General features: G+C 47.9%; 15 protein-coding genes. 12 read left to right on the top strand and 3 right to left on the bottom strand.

The genetic code is table 11. From position 1 onward, the window contains the following. Positions 1–9 precede the first annotated feature (9 nt). The gene (locus CS562_RS14835; protein ID WP_099856779.1) at positions 10–1,803 is read left to right on the top strand and encodes an ABC transporter ATP-binding protein; all 1,794 of its coding nucleotides are present in this window, start codon (positions 10–12) and stop codon (positions 1,801–1,803) included. 175 nt (positions 1,804–1,978) lie between these two features. Further along, positions 1,979–4,165 (top strand): HelD family protein, encoded by a 2,187-nt coding sequence (locus CS562_RS14840; protein WP_099856781.1) that lies wholly within the window; start codon positions 1,979–1,981, stop codon positions 4,163–4,165. Between the two features lie 135 nt (positions 4,166–4,300). Here CS562_RS14840 and CS562_RS14845 read toward each other — a convergent pair whose 3' ends face one another. After that, positions 4,301–5,203: a DMT family transporter gene (locus CS562_RS14845; RefSeq protein WP_099856783.1), complete on the bottom strand. Its 903-nt coding sequence runs from the start codon at positions 5,201–5,203 to the stop codon at positions 4,301–4,303. A 34-nt stretch (positions 5,204–5,237) separates the two neighbouring features. Then, positions 5,238–5,978 carry an SDR family NAD(P)-dependent oxidoreductase gene (locus CS562_RS14850; protein ID WP_099857193.1) on the bottom strand — a complete coding sequence of 247 codons (741 nt, stop codon included), beginning with the start codon at positions 5,976–5,978 and terminating at the stop codon, positions 5,238–5,240. 163 nt (positions 5,979–6,141) lie between these two features. Between CS562_RS14850 and CS562_RS14855 the strand changes: the two genes are divergently transcribed. Genes CS562_RS14855 through crcB (CS562_RS14870) form a run of 4 tightly spaced genes read left to right on the top strand, consistent with a single transcriptional unit; the run spans position 6,142 to position 9,167 of the window. After that, positions 6,142–7,020 carry a LysR family transcriptional regulator gene (locus CS562_RS14855; RefSeq protein WP_099856785.1) on the top strand — a complete coding sequence of 293 codons (879 nt, stop codon included), beginning with the start codon at positions 6,142–6,144 and terminating at the stop codon, positions 7,018–7,020. 53 nt (positions 7,021–7,073) lie between these two features. Then, positions 7,074–8,381, top strand: coding sequence for a replication-associated recombination protein A (locus tag CS562_RS14860; RefSeq protein ID WP_099856787.1), 1,308 nt, complete (start codon positions 7,074–7,076; stop codon positions 8,379–8,381). Between the two features lie 28 nt (positions 8,382–8,409). Next, positions 8,410–8,811, top strand: a complete 402-nt coding sequence (gene crcB, locus CS562_RS14865; protein WP_099856789.1) for a fluoride efflux transporter CrcB — start codon at positions 8,410–8,412, stop codon at positions 8,809–8,811. After that, positions 8,808–9,167 (top strand): fluoride efflux transporter CrcB, encoded by a 360-nt coding sequence (gene crcB, locus CS562_RS14870; protein WP_099856791.1) that lies wholly within the window; start codon positions 8,808–8,810, stop codon positions 9,165–9,167. The genes crcB (CS562_RS14865) and crcB (CS562_RS14870) overlap by 4 nt, the downstream gene beginning before the upstream one ends. 144 nt (positions 9,168–9,311) lie before the next feature. On the opposite strand, the gene mnmA is transcribed toward crcB (CS562_RS14870), so the two are convergent. Next, positions 9,312–10,433, bottom strand: a complete 1,122-nt coding sequence (gene mnmA / locus CS562_RS14875) for a tRNA 2-thiouridine(34) synthase MnmA (RefSeq protein WP_143813563.1) — start codon at positions 10,431–10,433, stop codon at positions 9,312–9,314. Between the two features lie 323 nt (positions 10,434–10,756). On the opposite strand from mnmA, the gene cymR reads away from it, so the two are divergent. The 6 genes from cymR (at position 10,757) to alaS (ending at position 17,734) form a co-directional block, all read left to right on the top strand. Further along, positions 10,757–11,176, top strand: coding sequence for a cysteine metabolism transcriptional regulator CymR (gene cymR / locus CS562_RS14880; protein WP_076287765.1), 420 nt, complete (start codon positions 10,757–10,759; stop codon positions 11,174–11,176). Positions 11,177–11,303: 127 nt separating this feature from the next. Continuing rightward, positions 11,304–12,455, top strand: a complete 1,152-nt coding sequence (locus tag CS562_RS14885) for a cysteine desulfurase family protein (RefSeq protein WP_099857197.1) — start codon at positions 11,304–11,306, stop codon at positions 12,453–12,455. Between the two features lie 164 nt (positions 12,456–12,619). Then, the gene (locus CS562_RS14890) at positions 12,620–13,141 is read left to right on the top strand and encodes a PRC-barrel domain-containing protein (RefSeq protein ID WP_024633069.1); all 522 of its coding nucleotides are present in this window, start codon (positions 12,620–12,622) and stop codon (positions 13,139–13,141) included. 10 nt (positions 13,142–13,151) lie between these two features. Further along, positions 13,152–13,361 carry a hypothetical protein gene (locus CS562_RS14895; protein ID WP_024633070.1) on the top strand — a complete coding sequence of 70 codons (210 nt, stop codon included), beginning with the start codon at positions 13,152–13,154 and terminating at the stop codon, positions 13,359–13,361. Between the two features lie 252 nt (positions 13,362–13,613). Further along, the gene (locus CS562_RS14900) at positions 13,614–14,681 is read left to right on the top strand and encodes an AI-2E family transporter (RefSeq protein WP_076287766.1); all 1,068 of its coding nucleotides are present in this window, start codon (positions 13,614–13,616) and stop codon (positions 14,679–14,681) included. A gap of 422 nt (positions 14,682–15,103) precedes the next feature. After that, positions 15,104–17,734, top strand: coding sequence for an alanine--tRNA ligase (gene alaS, locus CS562_RS14905; RefSeq protein ID WP_099856793.1), 2,631 nt, complete (start codon positions 15,104–15,106; stop codon positions 17,732–17,734). Positions 17,735–17,845 lie beyond the last annotated feature (111 nt).

Raw genomic sequence — 17,845 nt, forward strand, 5'->3', positions numbered from 1 at the left:
GGAACGGTAATGGAAGAGCAACAACAGACAGGTCAATCTGAATCGAAAATAGGAAAAAAAGGATTCAAGGATTTTGTGAAGCTGATAGCTGCCACAAATCCACCGAAGCTTATTCTAATCATAGCGTTGATCCTGACACTCATTCAGACGACAGCCGGACTGATTGTCCCGCTGATGACCAAAGGCCTGATTGATGGGCTTACGATGTCTGCGCTGAACAAATCCGTTATTTTCCTGCTGCTGGGGGCATTTGTTATTCAGGCCATCGCTTCAGGCATCAGCATCTATATGTTGAACTATGCGGGTCAACGAGTGGTTGCGACATTGCGAACGAAGCTGTGGAACAAGGTATTATCCTTGCCGATGCCATATTTCGACCGGAATCGTACGGGTGATACGATGAGTCGAATCACGAATGATACAAGTCAGATTATGACGCTAATTGCGGATTATCTCGTTTCTTTTGTATCCAATATCGTTGCGGTTGTGGGCGGAGTAGCGTTGCTTTTCTATCTGGACTGGGTCATGTCACTCATTATTCTGAGTCTGGTGCCGCTAACGTTGCTGATCCTGTTGCCTGTTGGTCGTAAAATGTACAAAATCTCCAAAAAGCAGCAGGACGAAATGGCAGGGCTTACTTCGGTGCTCAGCCAAGTCATTGGCGAGATTCGTTTGGTGAAAGCTTATGGTACAGAGAAACAGGAGGCAGAAGCAGGCGATTCCCGTATTGGGAAGATGTTTGCTTTTGGACTACAGGAAGCTCGGATTTTGGCGTTGATCGGTCCACTCTTTACGTTTGTCATGACGGCTGTACTGGTTGTAATTCTGGGTGTTGGCGGTATGCGGGTGGCTTCTGGCTTACTGTCTCCGGGTGAACTGGTCGCCTTCATTCTGTTGTTGTTCCAGGTGATTATGCCGATGGGCCAATTTACGACACTGTATTCACGTCTGCAAAAGGTTGTCGGTGCGACAGAACGGATTCAGGCTATTCTGGCACATGAAGAAGAACCTCGTCATAGCACAGCAATTGCTCCCAAGGGCAATGAGACGATTACATTTAATAACTTGCACTTCTCTTATGTAACAGGGGAAGAGGTACTGCATGGGATTAATCTGACTGTTCCAGCCCGTAAAGTAACGGCCATTGTTGGGCCAAGTGGCAGTGGGAAATCAACGCTGTTCTCCCTGTTGGAGCAGTTCTATCTTCCAGAGTCGGGCAGTATATCGTATGGCGGACAAGCCATAACCGATTATTCATTAGCCTCTTGGCGAAGCAAGATTGGATATGTATCACAGGAGAGCCCTCTGATGGCGGGCACGATTAAGGAAAACATGACATACGGGCTGGGCCGTGAGGCGAGTATGGATGAAATTAGACAGGCGGCAGAAATGGCGTATTCCTCAGCTTTTATTGATAAACTGCCTCAGGGCTACGATACGGAAGTGGGAGAACGCGGGATCAAGCTCTCTGGTGGTCAACGCCAACGGATCGCTATTGCTCGGGCCCTGCTGCGCAGCCCGGATATTCTGATGCTGGATGAAGCGACGTCCAGTCTGGACAGCACCTCCGAACATGAAGTGCAGCAAGCCCTGTCCAATCTGATGGAAGGACGAACGACGGTAGTCATTGCACACCGATTGTCCACCGTCGTCGACTCTGATCAGATTGTTGTTCTGGAGCAGGGACATGTGACGGGAACCGGAACCCATGCGGAGCTAATTAGCAACCATCGGGTATACCGTGAACTGGCACAGAAACAGTTTGTAGCACAGGATGGGAAGCCGGATTCTGAACCGGAATGATGTAAAAGGATGACCGTTGTTCTTCTGTTCTTTGCGAACAGGAACAGCGGTTTCTTTCATTTGGCTATCCGGGTTACTGTAGCTTTTTGTACATCAATATGATATAGTGGGTATCCTTTTGTGTCGTCAGTGATTGACTATGCAGAAAAACATATTCTTAGGAGGTAACTGAAACATGTCAGACAGCTTTCAAAGTGCCTATCAAGAAGAAGAGTACAGGTTAGAGCGAACGATGAAGGAAGTGGACAGTCAGCTGGAACGGCTGCAGAACATTCCGGTATACACCGGCCACGACTTCACAGAGCAAGTGCTGGAAGCCGGACGTGAAGAACGCCGCACCGCCTTGTCCAAGAGCGCGCAGCAACCCTATTTCGGACGCTTGGATTTCGAAGAACAGGGCAGTGGTGCACGGAAACCGCTGTATATTGGCAAAATCGGCGTAGACCGCGAAGAGGTGGGAGAGCATCCGCTCGTCATCGATTGGCGTGCTCCTGTCGCAAGCCTGTTTTACTCATTTACCGGAGGGGAAGCCTCCGCAACGTATGAAGCCCCGGAAGGACTCATTGAGGGCCTGGTTTATCTGAAACGAAACGTTGTCATTCGGCAGCGTATATTGGAACGTGTGGCAGATACGTACAATCGGGACAGTGACCAGCCAGCCGTATCGGATGAATTCCTCGTGTATCGATTGGGTGAGAACAAAGACAACAAACTCCGTGATATCGTATCCACCATTCAGGCGGAGCAGGATCAGATCATTCGTGCGGCAAGAAACACCGCATTGATTATTCAGGGTGTGGCCGGTTCGGGTAAAACAACCGTCGCACTGCATCGCCTTGCCTTCTTGCTGTATCAGTACAAGGAGCAGGTATCTGCAGAGAAAATGGTTATTTTCGCACCCAACCATATGTTCCTGGATTACATATCGGATGTACTCCCGGAGCTCGGTGTAGGGGACATTCAGCAGCGTACATTCCCGGATTGGGCGATGAACCTGCTGGGGCTGGACCTACCTTTGGCAGACACGTCGGAGACATTGAACACCTGGTTTGAAACGCCGGATGCACGTCCTGAGCTCAATGATGATGTGCCAGGGCGTTACAAAGGCTCGATCCGCTTCATGGAACTGATCCGGGAGTGGCTATCCGGGATGGAAGAGGAATCCGTACCTGATATGGACTTCAGTCCATGGGATGGTGCAGTGCTCAGCAAAGCCGAGATTGAGAACTGGTTTGGGGAAGAGTACAAACATTATCCGCTGGCGAAACGCAAAGAGCGGGTTATGGCGCGTATTCACCGCTGGATTGAGATGGAACTCAAGAAACCTTGCCCGGAAGCTGTTCGCAAAGAGCGTAAAAAGAAAGCGGCAACCCGTGAGAAGGCTTATGCCAAAAAATGGCCTCAATATGAACCACTTACGCTTTACAAACAGCTGTTCAAGGTTGTTAAAGGCGGTTCGGTACCTGCCTCGCTCAGCGGTCTTATTCCCAAATTGGTGATGAAGCAAACGGCTGCAGATCTGAAGCAGGATATCATCCGTGAAGAGGATTTGCCTGCATTGGTGTACATTCATACCTTGGTTCATGATATTGACGGCTCCGAGCGCTTCGATCACGTCGTCATTGATGAAGCGCAGGACTTTTCTCCTTTTCATGTGGCGTTATTGGATCAGTTTGTCAAAGGGCATTCCTTCACCATACTGGGCGATCTGTCCCAAGGTATTCATGAGTATCGTGGTGTTCATGCGTGGGAAGAGATGAGTTCCCTGTTTCCTGAGGAGCAGAATGCATACTTTGCACTGACCCGGAGTTATCGCTCGACGATGGAAATTATAGATTACGCCAATACGATTCTGGAGCGGGGCGTCAAGAGCGGCATTACGGCGATTCCTGTATTCCGGAGTGGTGATCCCGTACGGACATTGTCCTATGGGATAGAAGGGCGCACAGCGAGCCTTGAACAGGCTCTTAAGCTCTTAACGGTCAAAGACTATCGTACAGTTTCCATTCTGACCCGCACCCTGCATGAGGCAAAGGAGCTTCATCAGGAGCTCCAGGCAGCAGGCTGGGATCTGAACTTGATTGACGGCGGCAAAAAACAGTACACAGGCGGTCACTCCGTTTTACCTGTTTATTTGTCGAAAGGGTTGGAGTTTGATGCAGTTATCGTAGCGGACAGTGATGAGAAACATTATTTGCCCAATGCGGGTGATGCGAAACTGTTATACGTTGGCTGTACACGGGCGTTACACGAACTGTGGTTATTCCACGACGGCTCATTGCCAGACTATGCTGCTGCAACCCACAATCCGGAAGGCGAGTCTGTTGCCATTCAGGGTTGGCCTGACAGCGAAGCAGATTGAATCCTTGTTGTTGAACATAGCATTAATATAGGAAGAGCATGGCGCTGTTAAAGCACCATGCTCTTTTTTGTACTTTTCAGATGAGTATTATTATCGAGTGGCTCACCTAAAGTTTCGCTGTTATTCTTCTACTGGTCAACTTGTAGGTGTGCGTTGGGTCAAACCCGGTTTATCTAGAACTGACTTATGACTGGCGGGATGACGGTTAACCAGGAAAATGCCCAGGCAGATCATTAGACCGCCTGCACCCACAATCCAGCCGACATGCTCTTCCAACAAAACGAAGCTCGATAGCAGTCCAAACAGCGGCGCCAGAAAAAGAAAGGAACTGGTTTTGGCCGGATCTGTGTTTTGCAGCAAATAAAACCAGAGGGTGAACTGAATGATGGAACAGAAAATGGTCAGCCATACCAGGACAACGATGGATGTTGTATTTACGATAAAATGAGGCTGCTCTGTAAACACACTCAGTAGAAGCAGTACTGCGCCTCCAGCGAGCATTTGATAAGCGGTAAGTACGAATGTATCATGAGCAGCTCCCCAGCGTTTAATGAGCAACGTAGATACAGCAAAAGAGACAGCGCCGCCAAAGCCAATCCACGTTCCAGGACTCATACTCAGATGGAATCCAAAGGTTAACGCCACTCCGACAAATCCGAGAACCACACCGGTCCACTGGCTAAAACGATAGGACACACCATATAGAGCAGCACTCAGGATGATGACAAGCAAAGGATTCGTAAACGTGATAATGGCGGATTCTCCCGAACTAATCCAGTTCATGCTGTAGTAGGCACATCCCATTACTCCCGCCGACTGGAACAGACCGATTACGGCGATTTGCATCCACTGTTTCCACCCCACAGGCATGGGACGTTTTCTGATGATCCACGCTAGTAATGCTCCTGCCAATATATAGCGAAGTCCCATTAACAAAAAGGGAGGAGCATACATCATACCGATTTTTCCTACGGGAAACGAGGTTCCCATGATGAGAGTTGTAACAAGGATCAGGAGCGTATATTTTAAAGGCTTCATCAGGATTCCTCCACTTCGCTTTCCATGCTCATAATCATAACGGCTGACCGCTATCTACTGTAATCAGTTGCCCGGTCATGGAGGGTTGCTCTAGCGCGGCGCATATCATATGTGCAATGTCTTCGCTTGCCGCTATTCGCTGCAACAATAACTCACCGCCCAGACGATGCATCTGTTCTTCCTTTCCAGCCCACCAACGGGTCGCGACTGCACCCGGAATGATGGCGTTAACCCGAATAGCGGGGGATAGCGCATGTGCCAAAGACTTCGTCAAACCGTGTACTGCTGCTTTGGAAACTGCGTAAGGAAGGGATGACCCTGATCCTGTGCTGCCAGCTATACTGCCAAGGTTAACAATTGTGCCTTGGCCTGCTTGCTGCATTCCTTTCGCTACTGCTCGTGCGCAGTAAAACATGCCTTTAACATTGACGTCATATAGTTCATTCCATATGTCATCCGTTACGGATTCCAGATCCTTCATTGGGATATGATGCGTAATGCTGGCGTTATTGACGAGTGCGGTCACCGGTCCAACTTTTTCAGTGATCAAGGACACCATTTGACGAACCTCGGCATCGGAAGCGACATTGGCCCGAACGGCAAAAGCATGACCTCCCGCATTCAGAATATGTTGTACTGTCTCTTCGGCCTCTTCTTGAGAGCGAGAGTAATTAACGGCGACGGTGGCTCCAACATTAGCGAGCAGTATACTGGTAGCTCGGCCTATACCTGTACCACCTCCGGTTACCAAAGCTACGGTGTTCGTCCAGTTCATCATTATTAACACTCCTTAAGTGAACTCAGCGAGTAGTAAGTTGCTGTGTTCTGATTACCACGATTTTAGCTCGAAGCAGCTATACTGTATAATGATTGTTAATGGATTGGATATCATTTTAAATGATGTCTGGATGGATATAGTCATAGCTGGGAGGTTTACAATGGAGAGTGGGGATTTAAGGATATTTCAATGTGTCGCACAAGAAGGGAATCTGACCAGAGCTGCGGAGCGCCTCGGTTACGTGCAGTCCAATGTCACAGCAAGGATACGACATCTGGAATCCGAAGTAGGGACACTGCTATTTATCCGTCATAATCGGGGGATGACGTTATCTCCAGCCGGTGAGATGTTACTGACGTATGCGGATAAAATTGTAGGCCTGCTCGATGAGGCAGGTAAAGCGTTGAGCTCTACAATTGAACCTTCCGGACCACTACGCATAGGCTCCACGCAAACTGCCGCAGCGGTCCGTTTACCTGAGCTTTTTTCCAAATATTATAAACAGCATCCGGCTGTCTCCTTATCTTTGACTACAGGTAACTCCCAAGTGCTTATGGATCAGGTTATTGGGTATGAATTGGAAGGGGCGTTTATCGGTTGTTCATGTGATCACCCTGATATTTCTTCTACTCCCGTATTCGATGAAGAACTATTCGTTGTCTCCTCTGGGATGGGACCGGAAGACGAAGAACTCACCAGTAAACCGATTCTGGTCTACAGCATGGGATGTTCGTATCGTCAGATTTTGGAGGAATGGTTATCGGTTAGCGGTGTAACCCGTCCGGTCATTATGGAATTTGGGACCCTTGAAGCGATTATTAGCGGGGTGACATCCGGCATGGGAATTTCACTGTTACCCGAAATCGTCATTCGGAGTCAGATTGAAAATGGATTACTGCGCAAGCACACCCTCCCGGTAGGCATGAATCGTATGATGACTCATTTTATTACGCGCAAGGATGCCTTTGTCAGCAGTGCGCTTGGCGCATTTATGGGTATGCTGCCGCGGGAGTATGATATGATAGAGAATAGCGATTAAACAGAATTTAATAAGGAACAAGTAAAGGCAATCCGTTAAGGAAGTGATGAGCAATGGATTTATTTTCGTTTCAGCAAGATTCAGAACCTCAAGCAAGACTGCTTGCTGACCGTATGCGGCCAGAGCGGCTTGATGAATATATTGGGCAAGAGCAGATTATTGGACCGGGAAAATTACTTCGGCGCGCCATTGAAGCGGATCAGATCTCGTCCATCTTGCTTTATGGTCCTCCGGGATGTGGCAAGACAACACTGGCACATATTATTTCCCAGCATACCCAAGGACAGTTCGTCCGTCTGAATGCGGTGGATGCTTCTGTCAAAGATGTACGTGAAGTCATTGAGCAGGCGCAAACGAACAAGCAGTTGTATGGAACAAAAACCATTTTGTTCCTTGATGAAGTACACCGGTTTAATAGTTCACGTCAGGATGCACTGCTGCCTGCAGTAGAGAAGGGCACGATTATTTTTATCGGTGCTACGACAGAGAATCCCTTTCATTATGTGAATGGGGCCTTGATGAGCCGTTCCACGCTATTTCAGTTGGAGTCTTTGAACAAAGAGCATTCCATGATTGCGATGCGCCGGGCACTGGTGGATGTGGATAAAGGTTTGGGATTCATGGACCTGCAGGCAGATGACGAGGCATTGGAGCATATTGCGACGATGGCAAATGGCGATATTCGGCGTGCGCTGAATGCCTTGGAACTTGCTGCACTGACTACCCCGCCAGAGAAGGATGGCTCGATTCACATTACACTTGATGTAGCTGAAGAATCCATACGCCGTCCGATTGTGAAGGCAGATGAATCGACACAATATGATGTACTGTCGGCATTTCATAAAAGCATCCGAGGTTCCAGTGATGCAGCACTGTTCTGGTTTTTGTATGCGGTAGAGAAGCTGGGCATGGATCCGATGACGTTTATACGTCGTCTGATTGCAGCGAGCAGTGAAGATATTGGACTTGCGAATCCGCAAGCGATGACCCAGGCCATTGGGGCGCTGGATGCTTATCGCAATAATGGCTGGCCTGAAGCCAAGCTGAACATTGCCCAAGCGATCCTGTTTGCTGTTGAAAGTCCGAAGTCCAATGCGGTGTATACTGCGATCTCGAAAGCAATGAATGCCATCGATGAGGTGAAATCGGCTGAGGTCCCTCTTCATCTGAGGGATACCCATTATTCCGGTGCAGTGAAGCTGGGGCATGAAGGCTACCAATACCCTCACAATTATCCGGGCCATTATGTGAAGCAGGAATATTTACCGAAACAGCTCTCACGGCGCATTTTCTATGAAGCAACAGAACAAGGCAATGAATCGAAGATTCGTCTAAACCAGCAGCGGCGCAGAGAGCTGTAAGACCGATGACCCGGGAGATGCTTGAACAATGAAAGAAATATTCTATATTGGAATCGGCGGAATTTTGGGTACATTATGCCGATATGGGATACAGTTATGGATGCCAGCAGCCAATGAAGGCTTACCTTGGGCAGTGCTGCTGATCAATGCCATTGGGAGCCTGTTTTTGGGTTGGTTCTTCACCATAGCTGTTCCAGGTAAAATAACGCCTCAACTTCGTCTTGCGATTGGAACGGGGTTTACAGGGGCTTTCACCACATTCTCCACTTTTACTCTCGATATGGTCCGTTTATCTGAAGGAGGAATGTGGGGTAAGGCTGTTATATATCTCGTTGTGAGTTTACTCGCAGGGTTATTACTGTGTGCATTGGGGATTAAGGTTGGTCAGCGAATGCTGGGTAAACCGACGCAGGATGGTGTTGCACGATGATCATCTGGATTGGTTTTGCAGGAATGCTAGGTGCGGTGCTTCGCTACAGTTTGGGTCGATGGATATCCGGTTCGCTCGGAACGGCCTTCCCATGGGGGACATGGGTTATTAATATCAGTGGTTCTCTGTTACTTGGATTGCTCTATGGCTGGCATCAGTCAGCTTCAATCCCAGACGCAGTCTGGGTGATAGGGGGTACTGGATTTTGCGGAGCGTATACCACATTCTCTACGTTTGGATATGAAACCCTTGGTCTGATGGGGCAGGAACGTTACTTCAGAGCAGTTATATACGTCACAAGTTCGGTACTGATAGGGGTTGCGGCCTCTTTTACAGGAGTGTGGCTGGCTGCATAATTGAAAATAATTATTTTTTTTGCAGGAAAAAGAAGGAAAAAAGCCATCCGTCATGGTATACATGAAAGATGGCTTTTGTTATAGGAATACAGGGTATTGTGCATAATCCATACGGGAATGGATTCATTTCTGTTATTGAATCTATTACAGCGCCGGTACAGGCACTTTTTGAACCTGATCAATTGTTCCGCCGCCGAGACATACATCTCCATCATAAAACACAACGGCTTGACCAGGCGTGATCGCTTTTTGCTGTTGGTCGAACTGTACATCCACGCTGCCATCTTCCTGCCATGTCAGGGTTACACCCTGATCCGGCTGACGATAGCGGAATTTGGCGGTACAACGGAATGGTACATTAGGCATGTATGCTGCACCTGCGATCCAGTTTACACCTGTTGCAGTCAGACCGGTTGAATACAGGCTTGCATGTGCATCGCCTTGAACGACAAGCAGTTGATTTTTCTCCAGATCCTTGTCTGCCACGAACCAGGGTTCACCATTACCAGAACCGCCAATGCCGAGACCTTGACGTTGTCCAAGCGTATAGTACATCAGACCATCATGACGGCCCTTCACTTCTCCGGTTGCAATATCAACCATGTCTCCACCTTTGGCTGGAAGATAGTTGCTCAGGAACTCTTTAAAGTTGCGCTCGCCGATGAAGCAGACACCTGTGCTATCTTTTTTCTTCGCGGTGTACAGGCCAGCTGCTTCTGCAATCTTGCGCACTTCCGGTTTAGGAAGATGACCAATTGGGAACATGGCTTTGGACAGCTGGTTCTGATTCAGTGCATTGAGGAAGTACGTTTGGTCTTTGTTACTGTCCACACCGCGCAGCAGTTTGAACGTTCCATCTTCTTCAATGAGGCGAGCATAGTGGCCTGTAGCCACATAGTCAGCACCGAGATCCAGTGCTTTGTTCAGGAATTCGCCGAATTTGATCTCACGATTACACATGACATCAGGATTCGGAGTCCGACCCGACTTATATTCATCAAGGAAATAGGAAAATACTTTATCAAAGTACTCTTTCTCGAAGTTGACAGTGTAGTAAGGAATGCCGATCTGTTCGCAAACCCGGCGTACGTCCTCTGAATCTTCTTCAGCGGTACAGTGGCCGAACTCGTCCGTGTCATCCCAGTTTTTCATGAAAATGCCGATGACATCGTAACCCTGCTCCTTCAGCAGCAGTGCGGTGACGGAAGAATCGACACCTCCGGACATGCCAACGACGACCCGTGTATTTTCAATTGTTTTGGACATCGTTATCACCATTTCTCTATATAAATGTGTTTCGTTTCTTATTCTAGCATAACCGGACTCAAGTTACGATACACCCGGCCAACTTTGGATAGTGTCCACCACAGGCGCACATTTTGGAATTTCGTCAATCTTTCTTTTCCATAAAGCATGTAGATATGTTAACATTAGTTGAGGGTTATGATCGGAATACGGAGGATTAGAGGGACTAGGTCTGTATTTTTCATATCCCGCTGTGGCGGATCCTGGAAAGACGGTCTTGGACCACATCCTGTTATTTTATGTTTCACAACTTGTTTTTTCGAAAATTGAAAGAGGTGACTCCTTTGAAAATATCGACAAAGGGCCGTTATGGGCTCACAATCATGATGGAGCTGGCAGCCAGAACAGGCGAAGGCCCGACATCTTTGAAAAGTATTGCCGAGCGCAACCAGCTCTCGGAGCATTATCTGGAGCAATTGATCGCTCCCCTGCGTAATGCAGGACTGGTCAAAAGTATCCGTGGCGCCTACGGCGGTTACATTCTGGCAGGCGATCCTGCTACCGTAACGGCAGGGGATGTTATTCGTGTACTGGAAGGTCCAATCTCTCCAGTGGATTTCACAGAGGAAGATGACCCAGCGAAGCGCGATTTGTGGTTGCGCATCCGTGACAGCATTGCAGAAGTATTGGATTCAACAACGCTGAAGGATCTGATTACATTCCAAGATCAGGAACAAAAAGACTCCTACATGTTCTATATCTAAAATAGTTGATGATGAGCATCACAGATGACACACTAAAGCCCCCATATTTGGGGGCTTTAGCCATGCAACCAGCTACTTTATGGATCTTCTAGCATTTTTTATTCCAACATATAACGGGGTGAAATCAATGAAAAGAATATATTTGGATCACGCCGCATCGACACCTATGCACCCACAAGTCGCGGAAGCGATGATGAAAGTTATGACAGGGCAATATGGCAATGCATCAAGTATCCATGCCTTTGGGCGTGAAGCCAAACGGACCGTCAGTGGAGCAAGGGATGTCATTGCGGCGTCTTTGGGTTGTTTCCCAGATGAACTCGTATTTACCGGAGGCGGCACGGAAAGTGACAATCTGGCGATATTTGGCGCAGTTTCAGCGAGAAACGAACGGGGACGGCACATTATTACAACAGCCATTGAACATCATGCAGTACTGCATACTTGTCAGGAACTGGAGCGACAAGGCTATGACGTGACCTATTTGCCTGTAGATGAATACGGAAGAATACGTCTGGAAGAGCTGAAAGATGCCATCCGGCCAGATACAGTGCTGATCACCATGATGTACGCCAATAATGAAGTGGGCACGATTCAGCCTATCCGCGAAATTGGTGAACTGGCTCGTCAACATGATATTTTGTTCCATACCGATGCAGTTCAGGCTCTTGGCACCCAAGAAATTTCCTGCAAGGAACTGCCTGTGGATATGATCAGCTTCTCTGCTCATAAAATTAATGGCCCTCAAGGCGTGGGTGCATTATACGTACGGCGCGGAATTGTCCTAGAAGCGAGATCTCATGGTGGCCTTCAGGAACGGCAGCGACGTGCAGGTACCGAGAATATAGCGGGTATCACTGGCTTTGCGGAGGCGTTGAAAATATCAGGAGAACAAGCGGAGGCACGCCATGAACATGATCTGGCATTGCGATCATCACTGCTGGAACAATTGGAGCAGCATGTAGGGTTGGAACATTTCCACGTCAACGGACATCCGGAATTTACGCTGCCTAATATCCTGAACATTAGCTTTCCGGAAGTATCAACAGAGACGATGCTCATGAATCTGGATATGGAAGGCATCGCAGTTGCGAGCGGTTCGGCATGTACTTCCGGTTCCCTCGAAGTATCCCATGTACTCAAAGCGATGAAGTTGCCGGAGACATTTTTGCAATCCGCGATTCGTTTTAGCTGGGGGTTGGGTAATACTACGGAAGAAATCATGATAACCGCCGAAAAAATTGGAACCATTCTTGGGCGACTGCGTAATAGAGCCTAAGGGGCTCTTTGCACATGGAACAGAAGGAGGGAAGAAGTTCCATTTCATCGGTTGGATAGAAGCGGTTTTGATGATCGGCGTCTGATTGCCACTCATCAACTTTGGGCATACCTAGCAATAGCGCCGCGACTATTTAATGATAAGAAGATGAGGGGGACCCTGCGATGAAGCTTCAGGAAATGATCGGACTTGCCGTTTTTGACGTTGAGGATGGGAAGCAGGTCGGTAAAATCCAGGATTTCATTGTGAATGACGATTGGAAAATTGAAGGCATTGAACTTGAAAACAAAGGCCTGTTTACCAGTCATGTCAAAATCGTGCAGTGGCAAGATATCGTTGCCTACGGCGAAGATGCCGTCATGATCCGTAATCAACAGGCTGTCCGCAAAACGGGAGCCGACGACATAAAACACACGTACCTCCTCGGCCAGTCTAAATTGAAGGAGATGTCCGTGCTCACCGAAGAAGGTTTGCTGCTTGGACGTGTCTCTGATGTTTATTTTGACCAGGAGTTGGGAAATACAATAATAGGGATTGAAATTACGGACGGTTTTGTGTCCGATTTGATTGAGGGCCGCAAATGGCTGCCATGTACAAGCGATATGTCTATTGGGGAAAGTGCCATTATGGTGCCGCCGCTGAGTGAACAGCGCTTGGAAAATGCCATTCATTCTGTTAATGGATAGGTGAATGAATATGAAATGTCCAAACTGTAGTTCCAAAGATATTGGGAAAATCGGTTCCCACCAGTTTTATTGCTGGGGATGCTTTATCGAATTAACAGTGAACGGTGAGAAAATGTCTGTATACCAAGTGGAAGAAGACGGCACGCTCAGTTCCCTCGATGATCTTTTCTTCGGGGAAGAGCTGCCGCAAGACTTCCCTCATCTTCATGCTTCTTCTTAATAAGAAGTTTAACTTCTTCTATATGCGGTTTCATGACAAAGACTGTCATTGAATGCTGTCATGAAATGATGACAGATGTATATAGCTGCGGTTACATAGTGGTTCAAGGGAACTTGTATGAATATATGCTAACCCGGATCACAAGATGCGTCTCCTTCATCATGAAGGGGGCGCTTTTTTTTGTGCGTTAATAAATATTCCCTTCCTTACATATACTGACTTTCAGAGCCAGTCCAAAAGGGAGAGATGCAAGTGGAGCAATTAACCAAAAACAAGCTGTTCCGTTATGCCATCTGGCTGCTGCTCGGATTGATTATTCTGTATTTTATCTGGCTGCTGCGGCCATTACTGCTTCATATATATGGATTTCTGAAAACAGTGCTGGCACCATTTATCGTGGCTCTCATCATATCCTATGTTCTCAATCCGATTGTAAGCATGCTGGGAGGACGCAAAGTCCCTCGAACCATTGCCGTGTTGTTAATCTATGCTTTTTTCCTCACCTGTATCGGGGTCATCCTGATGAATGTCATTCCGGTGTTGATTGAACAGTTGGAGGAACTGAACGAGCATATGCCGGAGCTGTCGATGCGTGCCCAGAGTCTGATGAACAATATGGATCACAAATTAATGCCGCCAAGTGTGCGCACAGGTATGAACAGCTGGTTTTTCCAGATGGAGGATCGGCTCACCCAGGGGATCACAAAGCTGATGGATAATATCGGGACAACCATTAATGTGTTGTTCAATGTGTTTATCGTGCCATTTCTCATTTTCTATATGTTAAAAGATTTTGAGGTGTTCGAGCGTACGATTGTGGCGTACCTGCCCCGCTCACGGCGCAAGGCCATTGTTTCGGTTATGAAAGAGATTGATACGGCCTTGGGAAACTATATTCGCGGACAGTTTATCGTCTGTGTGATTGTGGGCATCTTTGCCTATATCGGTTACATCGTCATTGATATGCCTTATGCGCTTCTGCTCGCCAGCATTGTCGCTGTATTTAACATCGTGCCTTATTTGGGGCCGTTTCTTGGAGCTGCTCCAGCAGTAGTGATGGCGTCTACGGTATCGTTCAAAATGGTGCTCTTCGTTGTCATTGTGAACACACTGTGTCAGGTGCTGGAGAGCAACGTCATCTCCCCTCAAGTGGTAGGGAGGACTCTGCATTTGCATCCGTTGTCGATTATCTTCGCGCTCCTTGTGGGAGGCGAACTGGCGGGCATAGTGGGTCTCATTCTGGCGGTGCCAGTCTTTGCTGTTCTGAAAGTCATTGTGCAGCACTTTTTTGCCTATTACATCAAACGAAGAACGGACTGATCGTAGCAACAGTTTAGTCCTAAAGGGTGCGTTGACACCATATAGGCATATCGATATAATGGAGGGGTATGTTTAGAACAAGAAATCGATGATGAAATGAAGTACGCCGAGGGTTCCTTTCCTCAGAGAATAGACTTCTTCGGATCAGATGTAATCTGAGTCCGATGGCTGGAAGAGTCTTGAAAGTTGAAACGGCGGAAAGCTGATTTCGGAGTGCAGGACAACCCTGCCGGGAGCGACCGTTATTTCGCATCAACGAGGAGATTGTTTGTTTCATCTGCGGATGAACAGCAATAACCAGGGTGGTACCGCGATTATAATCGTCCCTGACTATCAGGGGCGTTTTTTGTGTTTGTTTTTACTTGTTAACAACCCGGAGCGAATATGCACCGGACTATTATAATTAATTGGGGGCACACCGTATGAAAGCCAGTGAAATCCGGTCCAAATGGATAGAGTTTTTTGCAAGTAAAGGTCACAAAATCGAGCCAAGCGCATCGCTTGTACCTCATAATGATCCATCCCTTCTGTGGATCAATGCGGGTATGGCACCATTGAAACCGTATTTTGACGGTCGGGAGAAACCGGAGAATCCGCGTCTCGCCAACTCCCAAAAATGTATTCGTACCAACGATATTGAAAATGTCGGTAAAACTCGCCGTCACCATACGTTCTTCGAAATGCTCGGTAACTTCTCCATTGGAGACTACTTCAAGGAAGAGACGATTACTTGGGCATGGGAATTTCTCACAAGCAAAGAGTGGATCGGTTTTGATCCGGAACGTCTCTCCGTAACGGTATACCCTGAAGACGAAGAGGCCTTCAAACTGTGGAACGAAAAAGTAGGCTTGCCTGCTGAGCGTATCATCAAACTGGATGAAAACTTCTGGGATATCGGCGAAGGCCCGTGTGGACCTTGTACTGAAATCTTCTATGATCGCGGCGAAGCTTATGGCAACGACATGAATGATCCTGAAATGTATCCAGGTGGGGAAAACGAACGTTATCTGGAAGTGTGGAACCTGGTATTCTCCCAGTTCAACCATAACAAAGATGGTAGCTACACACCGCTTCCTAACAAAAATATTGATACAGGTGCGGGTTTGGAGCGTTTTGCTTCGATTCTGCAAAATGTGGATTCCAACTTCGACACAGACCTGTTCCAACCGATGATTCAGAGAACAGCGGCACTTGCCGGTGTGAAATATAATGACAGCGTAGAAATTGACGTTGCACTGAAAGTTATTGCCGACCACATTCGGACCGTTGCCTTTGCTGTAGGTGATGGCGTTCTGCCAAGCAATGAAGGACGCGGATATGTCATTCGCCGTTTGCTCCGTCGTGCCGTACGTTACGGAAAAGTATTGGGACTCGACCGTCCATTTCTGTATGAACTGACAACGACTGTTGGTGAAGTGATGGGGATGTACTATCCGGAAGTCGTAGACAAACAGGAGTTTATCGCTAAAGTGATCAAAACCGAGGAAGAGCGTTTCCACGAAACACTCACAGATGGTCTGGCTATCCTGGCTGATATCAGCAGCACAGCCAAGTCCGAAGGGCGTACGGTTATTAGCGGGCCTGAAGCGTTCAAACTGTATGATACGTACGGTTTCCCATTTGACCTGACAGAAGATTATGCAGCAGAGCATGGTTTGACGGTAGATCGTGAAGGTTTTGATGCTTCCATGCAGAAGCAGCGTGAACTTGGTCGTGCAGGACGCCAGGAAAACGAGAGCATGAAGGTTCAAGGCGGACCGCTTGCTGATCTGGCGGTTAAAAGCGAGTTTGTTGGTTATAATGACCTGTTGACGGAAGCTAAAGTGGTAGCCATCGTTGCTGGTGACGCACTGGTAGACTCCGTAAGCGAAGGACAGACATGCCAGGTCATCCTTGACAAGACACCGTTCTATGCGGAAAGTGGCGGACAAGTGAGTGATCAGGGCTTGCTGCGCGGAGCAAGTGTAACGGCGAAAGTGCAAGGCCTGTTCAAAGCTCCGCTGGGACAACACGTACATTTGGTGACTGTAGAGTCCGGTGAACTGCGTGTAGGTGATGTGGTTAAAGCTGAAGTGGATGCGTCCAAACGCGGCGATATTATCAAAAACCATACCGCAACCCATTTGCTGCACAAAGCGCTCAAAGATGTGCTCGGAACACATGTCAATCAGGCGGGATCACTCGTAGAGCCTCAACGTCTGCGTTTTGACTTCTCGCACTTCGGCAGCATTACGCCGGAAGAATTAACAGAGATCGAGCGTCAGGTAAACGAACAGATCTGGAATCGTCTGAACGTAAACATTGAACTTAAAGCTATTGATGAAGCCAAAGAAATGGGCGCAATGGCATTGTTCGGTGAAAAATATGGCGATATCGTACGTGTGGTACAAGTCGGAGATTATAGTTTGGAACTTTGTGGCGGCTGTCACGTAAATAATACATCAGAGATCGGTATCTTCAAGCTGGTGAGCGAGAGCGGAATCGGCTCCGGCGTACGTCGGATCGAAGCTGTTACTGGCCGTGGCGCGTATCTGTATGTAGAAAGTCAGCTTGAATTGCTCAAACAATCCGCATCCCTGCTCAAAGCAAATGTGGCGGATGTACCTAAACGCATTGAAGGTCTGAATCAGCAATTGAAAGAAGCAGCGAGAGAGACTGAATCACTGCAAAGCAAGCTGAGTGCCATGGAAGCAGGCGCATTGACAGATCAAGTCGTACAAGCAGGAAACACACAATTGCTTGCAGCTCGTGTGGATGCTCCGAACATGGATGCACTGCGTACAGTGGCTGATGAATTAAAAGTAAAACTGCCGAATGCAGTACTCGTACTGGGTGCTCCAGCTGACGGCAAAGTGAATTTCGTTGTAGCTGTCCCTGCTGAACAGGTAAAACAAGGGCTGCATGCAGGTAAAATCGTCAAGGAAGTTGCGGCAGTTTGCGGCGGCGGAGGTGGCGGACGTCCTGATATGGCGCAAGCCGGAGGCAAGGATGCAAGTAAGCTGGATGAAGCGTTGAAACTGGCGGTTTCATTGGTTAGCGGGCATATTGCATAAATCCATTGAGCGGCTTTCAATCTTCAAAATATAAATCGAAATGGTTCTGTTCGTTTATATTTTGTACCCGAGAGCGAGTGGAATCGAATGATGCAATATGCTGAAGCCAGT

It is taken from the genome of Paenibacillus sp. LK1 (genome assembly GCF_002750415.1).
GTDB classification, from domain to species: Bacteria; Bacillota; Bacilli; order Paenibacillales; family Paenibacillaceae; genus Paenibacillus; species Paenibacillus taichungensis.